Origin of the sequence: Clostridium ragsdalei P11, assembly GCF_001675165.1 — a bacterium.
GTDB lineage: Bacteria > Bacillota > Clostridia > Clostridiales > Clostridiaceae > Clostridium_B > Clostridium_B ragsdalei.
This window is the reverse complement of sequence record NZ_LROS01000039.1, coordinates 1-17,503: the sequence shown is the minus strand read 5'-3', so window position 1 is coordinate 17,503 and position 17,503 is coordinate 1. Positions and strand designations below refer to the sequence as shown.

Annotated in this window: 19 protein-coding genes and 1 pseudogene; 6 read left to right on the top strand and 14 right to left on the bottom strand. The window is 29.1% G+C overall.

What is annotated here, in order from left to right; genetic code table 11:
• Positions 1–278: 278 nt before the first annotated feature.
• Positions 279–1,433 (bottom strand): methyl-accepting chemotaxis protein, encoded by a 1,155-nt coding sequence (locus CLRAG_RS14925; protein WP_065079140.1) that lies wholly within the window; start codon positions 1,431–1,433, stop codon positions 279–281.
• A gap of 141 nt (positions 1,434–1,574) precedes the next feature.
• Complete coding sequence (locus CLRAG_RS14920; RefSeq protein WP_065079139.1) at positions 1,575–2,351, bottom strand: N-formylglutamate amidohydrolase; 777 nt, start codon at positions 2,349–2,351, stop codon at positions 1,575–1,577.
• Positions 2,352–2,619: 268 nt separating this feature from the next.
• On the opposite strand from CLRAG_RS14920, the gene CLRAG_RS14915 reads away from it, so the two are divergent.
• From CLRAG_RS14915 to CLRAG_RS14890, 6 genes are all read left to right on the top strand, one after another.
• Positions 2,620–2,805 carry a hypothetical protein gene (locus CLRAG_RS14915; protein ID WP_065079138.1) on the top strand — a complete coding sequence of 62 codons (186 nt, stop codon included), beginning with the start codon at positions 2,620–2,622 and terminating at the stop codon, positions 2,803–2,805.
• A gap of 195 nt (positions 2,806–3,000) precedes the next feature.
• The gene (locus CLRAG_RS14910; protein WP_065079137.1) at positions 3,001–3,546 is read left to right on the top strand and encodes a biotin transporter BioY; all 546 of its coding nucleotides are present in this window, start codon (positions 3,001–3,003) and stop codon (positions 3,544–3,546) included.
• Entirely contained in the window at positions 3,540–3,941 is a 402-nt protein-coding gene (locus CLRAG_RS14905; RefSeq protein ID WP_065079136.1) for a DUF1284 domain-containing protein, read from the top strand. Before CLRAG_RS14910 ends, CLRAG_RS14905 begins: the two co-directional genes overlap by 7 nt.
• A 358-nt stretch (positions 3,942–4,299) precedes the next feature.
• Positions 4,300–4,779 (top strand): dihydrofolate reductase, encoded by a 480-nt coding sequence (locus tag CLRAG_RS14900; RefSeq protein ID WP_065079135.1) that lies wholly within the window; start codon positions 4,300–4,302, stop codon positions 4,777–4,779.
• A 13-nt stretch (positions 4,780–4,792) separates the two neighbouring features.
• The gene (locus CLRAG_RS14895; protein WP_065079134.1) at positions 4,793–6,595 is read left to right on the top strand and encodes a DUF2207 domain-containing protein; all 1,803 of its coding nucleotides are present in this window, start codon (positions 4,793–4,795) and stop codon (positions 6,593–6,595) included.
• Between the two features lie 303 nt (positions 6,596–6,898).
• On the top strand, positions 6,899–8,128 hold the full coding sequence (locus tag CLRAG_RS14890; RefSeq protein ID WP_065079133.1) for an FMN-binding protein: 1,230 nt from the start codon (positions 6,899–6,901) through the stop codon (positions 8,126–8,128).
• A gap of 42 nt (positions 8,129–8,170) precedes the next feature.
• Here CLRAG_RS14890 and CLRAG_RS14885 read toward each other — a convergent pair whose 3' ends face one another.
• From CLRAG_RS14885 to CLRAG_RS14835, 12 genes and pseudogenes are all read right to left on the bottom strand, one after another.
• Positions 8,171–9,127 (bottom strand): anti-sigma factor domain-containing protein, encoded by a 957-nt coding sequence (locus CLRAG_RS14885; RefSeq protein WP_065079132.1) that lies wholly within the window; start codon positions 9,125–9,127, stop codon positions 8,171–8,173.
• Entirely contained in the window at positions 9,117–9,803 is a 687-nt protein-coding gene (gene sigI, locus CLRAG_RS14880; RefSeq protein WP_065079131.1) for an RNA polymerase sigma-I factor, read from the bottom strand. Before sigI ends, CLRAG_RS14885 begins: the two co-directional genes overlap by 11 nt.
• 147 nt (positions 9,804–9,950) lie before the next feature.
• Positions 9,951–10,097 (bottom strand): hypothetical protein, encoded by a 147-nt coding sequence (locus CLRAG_RS20580; protein WP_154104999.1) that lies wholly within the window; start codon positions 10,095–10,097, stop codon positions 9,951–9,953.
• A gap of 173 nt (positions 10,098–10,270) precedes the next feature.
• The gene (locus CLRAG_RS14875) at positions 10,271–11,035 is read right to left on the bottom strand and encodes an MBL fold metallo-hydrolase (protein WP_065079130.1); all 765 of its coding nucleotides are present in this window, start codon (positions 11,033–11,035) and stop codon (positions 10,271–10,273) included.
• Between the two features lie 274 nt (positions 11,036–11,309).
• Positions 11,310–11,651 carry a helix-turn-helix domain-containing protein gene (locus tag CLRAG_RS14870; RefSeq protein ID WP_065079129.1) on the bottom strand — a complete coding sequence of 114 codons (342 nt, stop codon included), beginning with the start codon at positions 11,649–11,651 and terminating at the stop codon, positions 11,310–11,312.
• Between the two features lie 169 nt (positions 11,652–11,820).
• The gene (locus tag CLRAG_RS14865; protein WP_065079128.1) at positions 11,821–12,294 is read right to left on the bottom strand and encodes an NUDIX hydrolase; all 474 of its coding nucleotides are present in this window, start codon (positions 12,292–12,294) and stop codon (positions 11,821–11,823) included.
• A gap of 98 nt (positions 12,295–12,392) precedes the next feature.
• Positions 12,393–12,938, bottom strand: a complete 546-nt coding sequence (locus tag CLRAG_RS14860) for a GrpB family protein (RefSeq protein WP_065079127.1) — start codon at positions 12,936–12,938, stop codon at positions 12,393–12,395.
• A gap of 47 nt (positions 12,939–12,985) precedes the next feature.
• Complete coding sequence (locus CLRAG_RS14855) at positions 12,986–13,441, bottom strand: NUDIX hydrolase (protein ID WP_242872154.1); 456 nt, start codon at positions 13,439–13,441, stop codon at positions 12,986–12,988.
• 100 nt (positions 13,442–13,541) lie between these two features.
• Complete coding sequence (locus tag CLRAG_RS14850; protein WP_242872153.1) at positions 13,542–14,756, bottom strand: MFS transporter; 1,215 nt, start codon at positions 14,754–14,756, stop codon at positions 13,542–13,544.
• An 80-nt stretch (positions 14,757–14,836) separates the two neighbouring features.
• Positions 14,837–15,883 (bottom strand): sensor histidine kinase, encoded by a 1,047-nt coding sequence (locus tag CLRAG_RS14845; protein ID WP_065079126.1) that lies wholly within the window; start codon positions 15,881–15,883, stop codon positions 14,837–14,839.
• Positions 15,880–16,107: pseudogene (locus CLRAG_RS14840) on the bottom strand (winged helix-turn-helix domain-containing protein); the annotation flags it as partial. The gene CLRAG_RS14845 and the pseudogene CLRAG_RS14840, both read right to left, overlap by 4 nt.
• 617 nt (positions 16,108–16,724) lie before the next feature.
• The gene (locus CLRAG_RS14835) at positions 16,725–17,294 is read right to left on the bottom strand and encodes a class I SAM-dependent methyltransferase (protein ID WP_065079124.1); all 570 of its coding nucleotides are present in this window, start codon (positions 17,292–17,294) and stop codon (positions 16,725–16,727) included.
• Positions 17,295–17,503: the final 209 nt, after the last annotated feature.

The following is a 17,503-nucleotide window of genomic DNA, read 5'->3' as shown; positions in this document are numbered from 1 at the left end:
CATTTACACCACTTGTTTCGGATAGTTTAGGGCTTTGGTTTGTACGGCAACCTTACCCACAAGCATATGCCTTATATGTAGTTTCTGTTCGTCAGACCAGAGTTTTGCCGCCGACTTCCTTTAGATTCCACGTCACCATGGACACCCTTGTCTTAAGCTATGCACTTGGTACTATCAACCCGTGCTAGGGGCTTTCACCCTTTAGATTGCGTCCATGCTGGGCGCACCATTAAAAAAAGCATGGATCATAATCCATACTTTTAGTAAATTACTATAATTTACAACTTATTTACAATTTGATTTAAATTTTCTGACATAGATGTAATTTCTTCTATACTAGCGGTGATTTCCTGTGTAGCCGCTGCCTGCTCTTGACTTGAAGTCAATGAATTCTGACTCATCTTGCTAGAAGACTCAACCTTTTCTCTAATATTATCTGTTAACTTTGCAATTTTAGGAACTGTGCTTCTTGACTGTTCTGATAACTTTCTAATTTCTTGTGCAACTACCCCAAAACCTTTTCCAGCATCTCCTGCCCTAGCTGCTTCAATTGAGGCATTTAATCCAAGCATCTTAGTCTCATCTGAAATACCCTTTATTAAAGAAGATACTTCATTTATCTCTTCTGACAAAGATATTATTTGTTTTATTTCATTATCCAGGTTCTGCTCATTTGTATGTATTTCAGATGCTGAGGCAGCTAATTCCTCAATAGTAGAAGATACTCCTGTAATATTTTCCGTAAGATCATTGGACATATTTTTCAAATTTACTGTAGCCCCTCTAGGTATAATCATTCCAAAAGTACCCACAACATCACCTGTATCTTCATCGCATAATGGATAAGTTGCCATCCTAACAGGTACTCCTAACTTTCCTAAACTATCTACATTCTCTGCTGCAAACTTTTTAGTTTGAATTGCCTTATGTACTACAGATGCAGGATTATCTACAAATGGGACTCCCGGCTTAATAGCAGGTATATCAAATTTTTCAGATCGCTGTACGCTAGTCACTTTTTCCAAGTCAGATAAAATGAAAAAAGCTCCTTCTGGAAACATTTCAACTAATATTGGTGCAAAATTGTTAAACGCTTTTGCTACAGGATGTGATTTTGGAAACACAGAACAAAACGCCCCGGTAACTTGTCCATTTTCACCAGTTATAGGTTCTTCAAAAATTTTAAGTGCTCCATATTTAGATTTTGAAATATTCTCTGTAATATTTTTCTTTTCCTCTAATGCTTTTAATCTTAAATTATGTTCACTTAAATCAAATCCAATATCCATTGACTTCATATCAAATATCTTTGATTTCTTTTTCCAAACGACTTTATTTTTCTCAGTAATAAAATATACTACCCCACCTGATATCATTTCTGCTTGTGATTCACACATACGTTTTACACAATCAAGTTCATTTATAGAAATCATAAAAATCTACTCTCCTTCCATTACCTTTAAAAATTATACTAACCGTTATTTTTATTATAGTTAACCGGCAGAACTTAATCAATAAATTTACTATATTTATTTCCTCGTTTTCCTACTTTTTACTAAACTTATACATAATATTTAATTTTCTAACTTATTTCTTATACAACATAAGACATTATATAGACGTCTTTTAGTACTATAAAATAGATTATTATCTACATTTTTAACTTCTTCTTCACCGAAATATCTATTTTCTATATAGGATGTATATCTTATTTCAATTTGTATAGCCTCCACATTTTTCATAGAACTGTAATGAGATACGATATATCCTCCTCTAAGTCCCTTTTCATTAACTTTTACACTAAAGCCCTGAGAAGTAAATGCATCATACACAACCTTTAAAAATTCTTTGGAACAAGTTTTTCCTTCACGGGTTCCAAGTATTATATCTGCTTTTGACTGTTCAAAGAAACTATGTATATCTAATAAGTAGACTTTATTCTTTAGTTTTAAAATCTTTTCTAATTCTCTTTTCAAAGAAAAGTGATAGGGATTATAGATATTCTTTATTCGTTCCTCTATTATCTTTATCTCCAATGGCTTGTCATAAATTTTTCTGTCAAAGGTAGTGTTGTAATAAACTAATGACTTTGTATATTTTCCCTGTATAAATTTATTTTCAATATTTCTATTTACATCTATAACATATCTGCTGTAATTAGCCGACACTACAGTTATATTTAACTCGTGTAAAAAATCATAAAGGTCATTTAAAAACCAATCATTATTTGGAAGCACCACTCCTTTTTTCATGCTTTGTTTCATTTCCAAAGTTATTTTACTAGATCCATGTGGAATACTTGCAACTATATTACATGGATTTTCACTATTAATTACATTAACTGGATTCATCAATATCCCTCCAAATTACAGAATTTTTAAATATAAATCTAACACTAACATTATTTGGTCTTTCCTTATTTTAATTGTACAAGTGTTTAAATATTAATGACAGTCATATTAAATGGGTATTAGAAAATTATTTTATAAAAAGTCACAATGTGTAAAATATAGTAGACAAATTTAAGTATAATATTTTAAATACAAATAGTATACTTAAATTATAAAAACACAGTTTATAAGCAAGACATGTAGAGCAAATAATATGGGGGGATATTAAATGCATTGGGAAATAATAAAAAGGCTAACTAAGACCGGTATATACATTGGCACAATAAAATCTTTTGAATTTAATGAAGAATCTAAAGATAAAGTGTACAATGAAGCATTAAAATACGCTAAACATAAAAATAAAATGTCCTTTACAAAAAAATATTATTATGAAATTGAATTTAACTGGCAATAAAATATATATTGTGCAAAAAATTTTTTAATGTTATGGATGTGAAAAGTTTGATATATCACATCTATTTTTTATTGCACTTTCAATTGATTGTTAACATCAATATGCATTTTATGTTGACAATTCATTAAATAATTATTATAATTTTATTGTTAACGTAAATAATATATTAGTTAACAATTGTTAAGGAGGTAAAATATGAATTTAAAACTTAGAGAAATGACTACAACAGCTATATTTACGGCTTTAACGGCTATTTTAGCTCAAATTTCTATACCACTGCCTTTTAGTCCTGTACCTATAACCTTTCAAATATTAGCAGTTTACATATCTGCAGTAATCTTAGGAAGCAAACTTGGTGCATTATCTCAATTGGTATATGTACTTTTAGGAGCAGTTGGTGTGCCTGTATTTGCAAATTTCCATGGTGGTTTAAGTGTAGTATTAGGACCAACTGGAGGATATCTCATAGCTTATCCCATTATAGCTTACATCATAGGAAAAATTTCAGAAAAAGAACTGTCTTTTGTTAAATCAATTATAGGTTTAATTATTTCATTAATATTTTGTTACGCAATTGGAGTGCTTCAGCTTTCATTTATAACAAAAATTTCAATAGAAAAATCCATATTAGTAGGTGCTATTCCATTTATCCCTTTAGATACCATAAAAGTTATAACTGCTTACATATTAGGCTGTAGAGTTCGGGAAGCCCTCATAAAAACAAATCTTATAAAATGTTAACATTAAGAGCTCACCATTTATTATGTATTCAGGGTTATAAAGGACACGGTTATAGCAAAGATTTCACTAAAAATATGGATAAGATTGTTTATGCCTTAAAAAATGACCCTTCCATACAGGTAAAAATTATAACAAAAACAGATATCATTTGTTCTTGCTGCCCACATAACATAGGTGGCAAATCCTGTGAGCATCGATATAAAGTAGACTATTTAGACAAAAAAGTATTAGATCTATTTCAAATAGAGAAAAATAAAGTATACTACTATAAAGATCTTTTAAATATTATACACAAAAAAATAACTTATGAAAGCTTCAAAAATATATGCAGTATATGCCAATGGTTTCATTATGGATATTGTAAAAAAGGGCTAACTCAACCTTCGCAGTTTTAAAAAATTGTGAAGCAAAGCTTTTTAAAATAACAAAGTTCAAATAACAAAGAACAGATAAAGATGATTTCCATCGTACCTCAGGAAATCTATAATTTTAATATTTCCTGACGTTAGGAAGAAAATTATCCTTATTTGATATTTGAACTTTGAACCTTGTTCTTTAAAAAATTGCTTCGCAATTTTTTTATATTAAGTCAGAAAACCTATAGAGTTTCTAATTGAAATTTAAACTTATATAATATTGTATAAGTTAACTCTCAATTAGAAACTCTATATTATTTTTGTAAAAATTTATAAGAAGTTATGATATACTATTTATATATACTTTAGTATTAAATAAACAGGAGGTAATCATATAATGTTACATATAATTGCAGCTTTAAATGAAGATTATGTGCTTGGCAGGGACAATAAACTAATCTGGCATATACCAGAGGATTTAAAAAGATTTAAAGACATCACCTACGGTAAATCCATTATAATGGGAAGAAAAACTTTTGAATCCCTCCCATGTATACTTCCTAAAAGAAAACATATTGTCATTACAAGAGATACAAACTATAACATTTTAGATGAAAGAGTAGAAATACTCCACCATGTTGAAGACGTTTTAAAATACAAAGATTCACCTATAGAGAGCTTTGTTTCAGGTGGAGGGGAAATTTATAAGCAATTATTACCCTACTGCAATAAATTATACCTTACCAAAATTCACTCTCATGAAAAAGGTGACACTTATTTTCCTAAATTTGATAAAAATAATTACCATGTAATCGAATTCAAAGAGCACTGCTATGACAACATAAAATACAGTTTTATAACTTATGAAAAAAATTAATAGGAGAATACTAATGAATTTTTTAAAAAAATTTTTAATAAGTACTTTTATATTACTTTTTGCAATTTCCATTCATTCATTTAAAGTGTATGCTTCAGGTGGAGTAGACTTATCCATGTTCAATATAACCACCACTATAAAAGAGGATGGCTCTATAGATATAGAAGAAATTATAACCTACAATTTTAAAGATAACTATAATGGAGCCTACCGGGATATATCTACCATAAGAACCAAGGGTATAAACAACCTTAAAGTATCACTTATATCACATAATGGTAGTGAAATTCCATTTAAAGAAAGTTCTAATATTAAAAATGGAGACAATGGTGTATTTCAAATATTGTCAAAAGGTAGGAATTTATATGGAATTAAAATTTACTGTCCTTCAAAAAATGAGAAAAAAACTTTTAAAATAACCTATACTATAAAAAATGTATCAGTAAAATATAATGATATTGGTGAATTTTACTACACCTACTGGTCAGACTATAATGAGGCTAAAATAGACAATTTAAAGATACACATTAATCTTCGAGAAAATATTGACAAGCAATATATAAAAGCCTATTACCACGGCATTTTAAATGGAGCTTACTCCGTTACAAAAGGACATGTAGATTACTCTTTTCCTCATGTGAAATCAAAGGAGCTCGTGCAGGTAAGGTTGCTTTTCCCAAGCAAGTTAATACCTTTATGTAAAAACATAAGTAATAAAAACATGCTAAATACCATTTTAAGTCAAGAGGCAAACTATAAAAAGCAACAGCAGGAAAAAATAGCTCATACTATACTTGTAAGAAATATATTAAATATTATAAGCACAGTGCTGTGTCTCCTTTCCATCTTCTTGATATTTAAAACATCAACAAAGTTCAACAAAGTTGAAGATACATCTTATAGTGTATATTCTCCTGTTGAGATTCCTGAAGATTGTACACCTGCAGTTGCAGCTTATTTAGTTATGAGAACTATAAATGGAAGAACTATCTACGCTACAATACTTGACTTATGGAGAAAAGGTTACTTAACTATTGAGAAAAACATATTGGATGGTACTAAGAAAAAACTAAACTTCTTAATTATAAAAAATAAAGAACCCGATTGGCTGCTCTTAAAACACGAAAAATACTTTATGCATTGGATATTTAACATAATGGGCAGCGGCCAAAATGTAAGCACCCTAGAAATTAAAAAACATTGTAAAAGATCCTCATCTCATAGTAATTTTGCAAGCTGGTTAAACCTTATAAAAGAAGAATCCAAATCACGAAATTATTATGATGTTGAAGCTTCCAAAGCAGGAATGTTTATAATTATTCTTGCTGTAGTTGAATTGATCTTTTCAACTATTTCACTTATGACTGAAGCTCATGCAGGTATTTTTAGTTTAGTCATATCAATCTTTATGATTGTCTATGGATCAATATGCTGCTGTAAAAAAAGCGCTTATGGACAATCTCAATATAAAAAATGGATGAAATTTAAATTTCATGTACAAAATATAGACTTAGAATATAATATGGAAAATGCCACCATTGAAACCTATATTCCCTATGCAGAAGCCTTAAATATAAAACAAAATAGTATGTCTAAGCTTAAAAATTCTTTTAGAACTCCTTCAAAGGATGATATGGGATGGCTATACTACTATTTAATTTTTGACAGTTCTACCTTTGACAAAGACGACACCTTTAGCAGCAATATATACAATTCTTTTAACACAGGATCTTCAGGTAATTCAATTGTTTCATCAGATACTTCATCTGGAAGCAGCGACGGTGCTGCTGGAGGCGGCGGTGCTGGAGGATTTTAAATCAATGAATCTTACTTAGTGAGAAAAGCAGATATGCCAAATCTGTGATTTGGTGATAGTCGCTTTCTCTTTAGAGTTTTATTTCTCTCACTAAGTTTAGATGAATTATCTAGGGACGTATCTACTGTTAGCTCCCACTTTGATAAAAGTGGGAGTGTTACAGTAGGTAGTCATCAGATAAAATTATTTAATTTTAATCTATTTTTAAGGTTGCCTTTTTATAATAGCTCTATAATAATTTATTTTAATCTTTTAATCTTTTACTATAAGATTAAAATTATAAATTGAAAAGGAGCTATAAAGATGGCAAAAAAAATAAGGAAAATACAAATTATAAGACACATTGTACAATTAATTTTATTTTTTTTACTACCTGGCATTTATATAATGGCATTTAGTGAACTAAAAAATATTTTTCAAATGATTATTAGGGGAAACTTTAATTTCATTCAGGCATTTCCACAGTTATTGGAGTTTTCAATATGCATACTGTTTACTATTTTTGCAGGCAGATTTTTCTGCGGATGGTTTTGTGCCTTCGGTACTTTTAATGATTGGGTTCATATTACATCGAAAAGAATATTTAAAATTAATTTTAAAATAAGTGAAAATCTAGACTCTAAACTCAAATATGTAAAATACGTAGTGCTGTTATTGCTTTTAATTGCTGGATACAATAGCGGAAGTAATTTTTTACAAGGTACAAGTCCCTGGGATGCCTTTGCTCAAATAACGGATTTTTCTAAAGTTATATCAACTTTAACTATAGGTTTTGTACTTTTAGTTTTAATAACTTTAGGAGATGTTTTTATTGAAAGATTTTTTTGCAGATATTTGTGTCCCTTAGGCGCTGTATTCTCACTGTTCTCTAAAATAAGTATATTCAAAATTAGCAAACCTAATGATAAATGTGGTAAATGCAGGGTATGTACAAATAATTGTTCTATGGGATTAAAACTTTATGGTACAAATAGCGTACATGGTGGAGAATGCATAAATTGCTTAAAATGCATAGAGGTATGTCCTAGGAAAAATACGAGTGTAAACATAATTGGAGAAAATGTAGATTCAAAACTTGCATGTTCAATTGCTTTAACTCTATTTATTGGAACTTACGGTCTTGTAAACCTGGGAAATACTATGTTAAGCAGGCAAAACGCCTCTTCCATAAATAATACAGCTACTACTCAAACCATGGTTCAGGAAAGTGCTTCCAATAATAATACAAGTACATCTTCTTCCAATACAGTACAAGGTAAATATAAAGATGGAACTTATACTGGAACTGGAACCGGCTTTAGAGGAGGTACAACAAAAGTTTCTGTCACTATAAAAAATGGTAAAATTACTGATACTCAAACAGTATCTACAGAAGATACACCTAGGTTTTATCAAAATGTAGAAAGTACATTGCCTAGTGAAATAATTTCAACACAATCAACTTCTGTTGATGCAGTGTCTGGAGCTACCTATAGCAGCAAAGGATTTACAGATGCAGTACAAAATGCACTAAACCAAGCTGTAGAAAAATAAAGAGTAAGACCTGTAAGATTATTTTCCACAGGTCTTGCTCTTTTATTTTTTCTTATTTACATTAGAATTCTGCTGGTGCGAATTATCTTTATTGGAATTATCATTTTGCTTGCTGTTCATATTTTCCTCAGTTTTTTTATTTGAGTTTTGATTTTCTTTAACTTTGCTGTTATTTGAATCTTGTGGCTGTTTTACATTAGATTCACCTTTGTCTTTTTCTTTATATGAGCTAGAATTACTTTCACTTGATGAATTTCCTACACTTGATGAATTACTTTCATTCTTAAATTTATTTTCACTGCTGATGCTATTATTTAATTTTTTATCCTCTTTTTTATCACTTAAATGTTTTTCACTGCTTGGAGTATTTTCTTTAGCAGCAGCTTTATCACTGCTATTTAAGTTCTTGTTAGTAGAATTATCCTTTGGTTTATTATTTAAAATAATATTACCATTAGTTTCAATTTTTACACTTAAATTAGAAGATGCCATATTTGATTTGAAACCAGAAACATCTATGTTTTTACCCCTAATGTCAATTGATATAGTTTTCGCATAATTCTTATCGATAAATTTATCCTTTTTAGCTTGATCAATTATTATTTTTAAAGCATCATTTATATTGTCATTATTTATTTTCACTTCACTCAATATTTTATTTCCATCACCATTTAACCCTTTAAAAGAAATGATTTTATTTAAGAAATTCACTTTTAGCTCAATGCTAGGATTTATATTTACTAAAACAGTGGCTGCAGGAGTATAGTAGGCTTTTACACCACCACCTACTAATAATACAAATATTATACAGGCTGCCGCTATTATCTTTCTTGTATAAAAAAAACTTAATCTGTGAAGAACTTCATCTCCCTCAAATTTTTCGCCAATATAAAGTTTTTTGCCGCTGCAATTTACTTTTATAAATTCACCATAAGGAGTAAGTAAATTAGCATATTTTCCTTCTACACTTACTACTATGCCTTCTTTTTTACCCATCATTCTCACCCACTTTTACATTTAAATAGGACCTTATATACATAAAATTTTCGCTGTTAAATAATATAAATAGAGCAATAATATACTTTCTCCACTTGTCAATAAATTTTTTGCTGCATCCAGTATATATACAAATTTGCTTAACAGGCAGCTGCTTTTTATTTAATATAAAATTACTAATTTCACTATTGCTACATACTTTTAACACAAGTTTTAAAATACTGTCTCTTGTATCCTTATGCTTTGGACTATTATTTACAAGACTGCTAAAATCGATTTTATATTCCATAAGTTTTTTATTTAATTCAATAATTTCATCTGCTCTATTTTTATTTTCCAATTCCAATTGAAAATTTGTTATTGAATTGGCGTTGTTTAATTTTTCCATACTACAGTCACTATCGTCAAAAGTAAGTAAAGGTGAATTTTTATTTTTTCTAAAATAATCAATTAATGCATTTCTAATTATAATTTTTGCATATGCATAAAAATTTCCCTTTGTTTCTGTATAATTATCACAAGCTTTGTTAAATGCAATCAAAGCAATGCTCAGTTCATCATCATTTTCCCATTGAAGATATCTTTTTGAAATAGTATAAGTACATTTATATATAAAATTTTTATTTTGACTAATGAATTCATCTCTGTTTTCATGGAGTAAATGAGCAATATCTGCCATTACATCACCTCATCTATAAAATTATACGAAACAAATAATAATTTTAAGGGAGTCCCTAAATTATATTTAATCATCGTATATTCCACTGAATAATTAAACGAGATTGATGTAAAAGTGCAAGTAGATTTATGGCATTTCAGGATATATCTACTTTAAGCAGTGCATATATTCTCTTGCTCTATCTCCTTTTACTAAAAAGGGCTGTCCTTCAGAACAAAATACTGAAGTAGATATATATTCAATATCTGCATTTTTATCATAGCCTATCTTTTCAATGACTTCTCCTTCATACATATAATAAGCTTACTTAATTAAAAGAAAAAATAACATTATAAAGTTGGCCCATTGCCATTTCAAAAGAATAAGCCACATCATGGATATAAGTTCCATGATGTGGCTTATTCTTATTTTATTGATAATTGTTGAACATAACAAGAATATTGTGAACATATATAAATGTTTTTTATTTATATATGAATACTAAAATTATTAAATTTATAGATTCCATTTCCCTGCTTTAACTTTCCTGTTTCATATAATTCAGAGAATCCCTTATCAATTTCATCAATAATACTCACTAAAATATTCAAATTATAATGTCCAGGGAATATTTTCTGTATAGCCATTTTTTTAACTTTCCTTATTGACTGCATAAAATCAAATGGATTTGTTGTAGGATAAAATGCATCTAAAGTTCCTTTATAAATTAAATCACCTGAAAATAAATATCCTTTTTCCTTTTCAAACAAACATATATGACCTGGCGAATGTCCTGGTGTATGTACTATTTGAATTTGACGATTTCCCAAATCAATTATATCCATATCATTTACTACTAAATTTACATTACCTCGAAAAATCTTATACTCATCTATATTAAAATCTTTAGGAAAAAAACAACTTTCCTTCATTAAATTAGCCTTTACAACTTGCAATGGAATTGGGAACTTACTACAAAGCCAGTTCTTTTCTTTTTCATAAACAGCAATATTATCAAAGTACTTATGTCCACCTATATGATCCCAATGTACATGAGTTGTAATAACTTGAATAGGTTTATCTGTAATATTTAAAACAGCAGACTTAATATCACTAATTCCTAACCCCGTATCAATTAAAAGTGCCTTTTCTTTTCCAATCAGTAAATAGCAGTGAGTTTGTTCCCAATGTTTATATTCACTAATTGCAAATGTACCTTCATCTATTTTTTCAATTGTAAACCATTCATTCATTTAATTTCACCTTCATAAATATAGATACTTATATTAATCTTTTATCTTATAGTATATAAATTAAAAATGAAATATTTTTATTTTTAATTTATAAAATTTTACAAGTGCGTATTAATTATAACTTTATAATATCACTATAATACCCGGTTCGTACTAATTTCTTCTATAACTTTGTAAAGGGATAGGTTTACTTATATTAAACATATTACACAAATTTTTTACCGTTGTTTTCTTCTGCTGCTATAATTAATATATTGCTTTCTTTTTGTTATCGTCAAGCTTTAATCTTCTCATGACTATTATACTTTAAAATCCAATCCCGTAAAGTTACTCTTGAACGTATTGCATATTTTCTACAAATACTTTCTTGCGATTCTTTACCAGATAAATGTTCTTGAATAGCAGACAGTTTTAACTCTTCTGAATAGCAAGAATTCGTGCACACAGTTATTAATCCTTCTGAGCCCATAGATTGATAATTATAGATCCAGTCACGCACTGAAGTTAGAGCAACTTGATATTCTCTAGCTATTTCCCTTACACTTCTTTTGTTATTCAAATAATCTTCAATGGCTTTGCGCTTTTTTTCAAATAATATCTTTGCTTTTCTACCCATAAAATATGCTCCTCCTTATATCAAACTGTTTTTATTTTTTAACTGTCTACCACAAGGGGATCATATCAAATAATACGGTGTTTCAGTAAATTGTTAACTTTTTAATCATTATACTAAATAAGAATATTATGTTTTAAGTTTATAAAAATAGATAAAAACAGAATATTACCTAATTGATGTTTATTGGACTATTAGATATATTTCCAGAAATAATTTCTAAAAAAAGATTACCAATTTGTGGCGTAAAAAATTCTTCGTTCGATGATACTATCTCATCTAAGCTCCACCATTTATAATCCTTTAGAGTTATTACCTCATTGAGTGTCATATTCTTAAAAGAAATATCTGTATTCCCTGATTTAATAAGGTAATATCTCTCGTAACTAACAAAATCTCCTTTTTTGCCATTAAAGATTACTTCTTTTGTCCATATCCAAGGTCCTATTGAATCAAACATTAATCCTGTTTCTTCAAATAATTCTCTTTTTAATGCTTGTTCAAAATTTTCGCCCTTCTCAACTCTACCACCAGGAGTCACCCATAAAACCTTCTCACTTTGAATTTGAGGAAATTTAAATTTTAATAGCAATATTTTATTTTCACTACTAATTAATATGGCTCGGGCTGATTTCCTTATAAACATACTATTCCCCCTATACGATTACCAATTTTAGTTCATCATAGTTTATTTTTTAGTCACATAATAAGAATATTCCGCAGTAAAATAATTTCTAATTATGTTTATTCGATTATGTCACCCTTGTATTTCCCAGAATCAATTTTCTGATATATCATTCTTACAAAACTTTCTTTTTTATCTGTATATGTAATCCTATCACCCGGGTATTGCTTTGCTAAAGATATTTTTAAATCGCTATACTCTTTAGCATACTCTTCATGCTCATTTAGGAAATCTCTGAATCGTGTCACAAAATAAAAGTCAACATTGTTTGATTCATAACAATGAATGTGCCTTAATGAAATCTCTCCTTCACCTCTTAAAACAAAAAGATACCTATTCTTTTTGTTGTTTTGTGCACCACAATAATCATAACCTGCCCTTTTCATTCCTTCTATGTTCATATCTTCAAATGATTTTAATACTATGGCAATGTCAAGTATTGGCTTGGCATAGATACCATTAATTGAGGTGCTGCCTACATGCTGTATATCATTTACGTTATCCCCGAAAATTTCTTTCAATTGTTTTTTTGCTTCTTCAAATTCCTCTTTCCATTCTTCACAATGAGGTAATAGTCTAACCTTATGACGCTCAACTCCTTGCATTCTTACTCCTCCTAATATCGTAGAATAAGAGCATTTCATCTTAACAATTAAATTTTCTTGCTAAGTCTTTTATTAAGTTCCCAAAGTGCTACTTTATTTCCATCCCATTTTAAACATGAAATAGCATCATTATAGCTCATCCACCTATATTCTGTATGTTCATATGAAAGTATTAATTGCTTATCTATTATTTCAACTCCATAACAATTTTCAGGTATCACATAGATATTTTCATCCCAATAAATACTATCTGCAAATTCTTCAGAAGGAATTGAATTAACTGTGTCTAACTTCACATACGTTAAATCCTTAGAAATTCCTCCTTCTTCCCATGCTTCTCTTTTGGCTGATTCCATTATCGTTTCACCATCTTCTCCGCCACCAGAAATAGCTTGCCACCAATCTTCATCGCTTCTGTGAAATATAGCATATTCTATACCTTTATCATTTATATAATAAGGAAATACTAAAAACTGTGATATAAGTAAAAGCAAACAAATCAATAAATATTATGATACCTATCACTCTTATGGAGATGTTAGACAATGGTAATATAAATCAATTAATACACATACATTATCCTAATTATTATTGTAATTGCAATCACTCATTTTTAATTGTATATTTGAGCAATGATCCAGCTAAAAAAGCTAATATAATTAACAATATTCCATAATACATATAATAATTTTTAAATCCTGAAATTTTAATTAATTTACCACCCACTGCAGTACCGATACCACCGCCTCCCATAAAGCAAAAGGCCACCAATGACATTGCACAACCTCTAGCTTTCACTGCAAATCCGGTTGCAATTGTAATCAATGTAGAATGTTCTAATGTTAAACCCAAACCTAATAATGCAATTCCAATAACTAAACTCCAAAGGACATTACCTGCAATAAAAAATACCATATCTGCAAATGCAGCCAAAACTAATCCCAGTATAATTACATTGCGTTTTCCAAGTTTACTTGATAATTTAATGCTGACACGGCCTCCAATTAAAGCAGTAAAACCAAAAGCCGTCATAATAAATCCTATAGTTAGGTAATTAAATCTATATATTTTATCGATAAATGCTCCTAAATATGAGAATGAACCTAAAATAAACATACCTTCTAAAAGAATTAAAATATATACAATTAAACTAGAAGTATTCTTAAGCAATCTACCATAAGGCACTAAAAATTCACTTTTAGGATTTTTCTGCGAGGGTATCCTATGCCCAACTGTAGAATATATTATCGTTACAAATGCTGCCAATACAGCATATACTATAAAAGTACTTCTCCAATTTAGGAAATAAGCAATTGACCCACCAATAAACATACTTAATGATTGTCCTAAAAATGCTGCACCCATAAAAGTCGCAATAGCTGATTGCCTTTTCTCCATAGGCACTAAGTCGCCAATCAATGCCATTGATACTGGCATTACCGAAGCAGCAAAAATTCCAGTTATAGCTCTATAAATAGTTAATTGACCCAAACTTTTACCAAATGCCGTCAAAGCTACACCGAAAATGAAAAAAAACATGGTAAAGTTTAAAATTTGTCGTTTCCCAAAACGGTCTGAAAGTGGTCCAAATATTAATTGGAAGAGTCCAAATGGGATCATATACGCTGATATTAATATTCCCGCTGAAGTAACTGAAACACCTAGGTCTTTAGATATTGCAGGAAGTATTGGCGATACAACCCAGTTGTCTGCCATTACTATAAACGCAGCCAACCCCAAAATAAACAAAATAACATTAAGTTTAATAGGCTCATCATTTGATTTTGTAGTCATACATGAATTTGATTTACTTTCCATTATTATTGCCTCCATTCATTTTATTGACTACATATTACCAACCTTTTTTAAACTCAATTTAAACTATATAAATTTAAAAATTATTTATAAGGAATAATTATACTAAAAGTAGTTCCTATACCTAAACTGCTTTTTACATCAATAAAGCCTTTGTGTATTTCTACAATTTTCTTTACAATGGATAATCCTAATCCACTCCCTCCATTCTTTCGACTACGTGCTTTATCTGCCATGTAAAATCTTTCAAATATATGAGTGATAGTATCAGTTGTCATACCAATTCCATTATCTTTTATAATAACTTTAGCACCTTTATCTGATTTTGAGATAGATATATAAATCTCCCCATAAGTTTGTGTAAATTTAATGCTATTATTTAATATATTAATCCACACTTCATTGAGTAATTCTTTATCTGCTGTAATATTTACATCTTCATCTTCAACAACAATTTTTATATTTTTAACGGCCCATTGTGGTTCCAATAGAAGTATAACATCTTTAAGCTGCTTATTGAGTAAATAAGCTTTTGGCTTAAATGGTGCATATTCTGAGTCTAAAGTGGAAAGTTTAAGCAAATTATCACTGAGTTTATATAATCTTAAACTTTCTGCTTGAATTATATCAATATAATGAAGGCGGTCTTTTTCACTTAGTTTTCCATCCTTAAGTAATGCAGTAAATCCCTGAATAGATGTAAGAGGAGATCGAATTTCATGAGATACATTAGATACAAAATTTTCACGCATGGCTTCCATCCCTCTAAGTTCTTTTGCCATAACATTTACTTTTTCGGCTAGCTCAATAAAATGCTTATCATGATTTAAATCTATATCTATTACAACTCCCAAATCACCTCTAGTAATTCTATTAAGTGCTTCTTGAATGTCTATGTAAAATTTACTATGGTATCTATCCTTCTTAAATAAATGATGCTGAATTATCATTATTGCTAATAAAAAAATAAATAGAAAGATTCCGCTCATTGAAATTACTAAATATTCTACAAGCACAAAGGAATTATGATAAATATTAAAAAGAGGTGAAATAATATAAAAATCTGCTAATAAACAAAGTGGTATAAATAATATTATAATAGCCAGCGTCATTGCTAATTTTCTTTTCATATTGTCACCTCAAACTTATATCCAACTCCTCGAATTGTAATAATTTTAAATCCATATTTGTGTTCAGGAAACTTACCCCTTATACGACCTATATGAACATCTAGTGTTCGTTCATTCCCATCAAAATCAACTCCCCAGATATCTTCTATTAATTGATCTCTCAAAAAAGTTTTACCTGGATACCCAGCCAGCATAAATAATAGTTCAAACTCTTTCAAAGGTATGGATTAGTTCGCGAATATTAGCATCATCATCTGCAATTATAATTTTATTCATGTATATTCTCCCTATTATAATTTTCTCTATCTTCTAAGATATATAAGCTCAAATACATATATATCAGCCAATACAGTTGAATTTATTTTGGTGCAACGTAAATTCTTACCTTTGCCAATTAACTTATAAGTAGATTATATCATTTTATACAATATCTTGTATCTATTGAATAGTTCTTCTATATATTTAGGCAGCATTTTACACAAAACAAAAAACCATGAATGGCTTCAGGATTTCTCCTTCATTCCACTCATGATCCTCAATCAAACTTTATTTCAAATCTACAAATGTGAGTTATAATTAATATTGTCATAAAATACTGACTAAAATATATGTTTTTATATTTTGAAGCTGTCACAATTCATAAGTATCTTTGCCACAATCCGTATTAATTATAAGATAAAATGTCCTAATCTGTATTCAGCAATCTCACAATATACAACTAATCAATCCTTACAGGCTTATAATTATAAGGATATCCGTATAAATATTTATGTGAATAAATAAAAAGGGCAAATCAATGACCTTAAAAATACTAAAAAAGTTATTGCGTTTAATAAGAAAATTACGAAGATATTTTTCTGTATACTGCACTATATGTACCCTTATCAGTTATGGAGTTTTCCTTATAAAAGCGATTGCTTTTCATCAACTCTATAATTTCCGATATAGGCATACCATCATTTTCTCTTTGTGGTTCTTTAATATATAATCTTCCTTCATTTTTTAAAATCCTAAAAAATTCACTTACTATACCATTTCTTAAATCCTTTGAAACATCATGTAATGCATAAAAAATGTAAATAACATCAAAGGATTTACATCTTAATTTAAGTTCAGGAAGTTGTCCCACTAAAAAATCAACATTATTATAATGTTTCATTCGTTTTTTTGCTTTTTCTATCCAATATTCTGAAATATCTATACATGTTAAATGCCCACCGCATTGTTTAAGTATTTTTGCCAAATGTCTTGAACCTGCACCTGAACCACTTCCAAAATCCAATACTTTTTCATTTCCTTTAAGATTTAAGGTTCTAATATAATTTTTATACATTGAGCTAAACAATCTATTATTTCCAAATTCATCTATCAACCTATACAACAATGATGGATTTTCATAACCTAAATTCATTTAACTTTCATCTCCATTAATTCATAAAATACTATTTATTCTGTATTAACTTACATTAATTATATGATACACCGTACTATTCAATTTTCAACGAATCATGACTTACTTCACAGCCGCCAATGAAAATAGAAACATCCTACAATTCAAATGTTTGCAATGTACATATGTGGACATAATTTCATATTGGCAGGGCTAAGTCTGAATGTTCT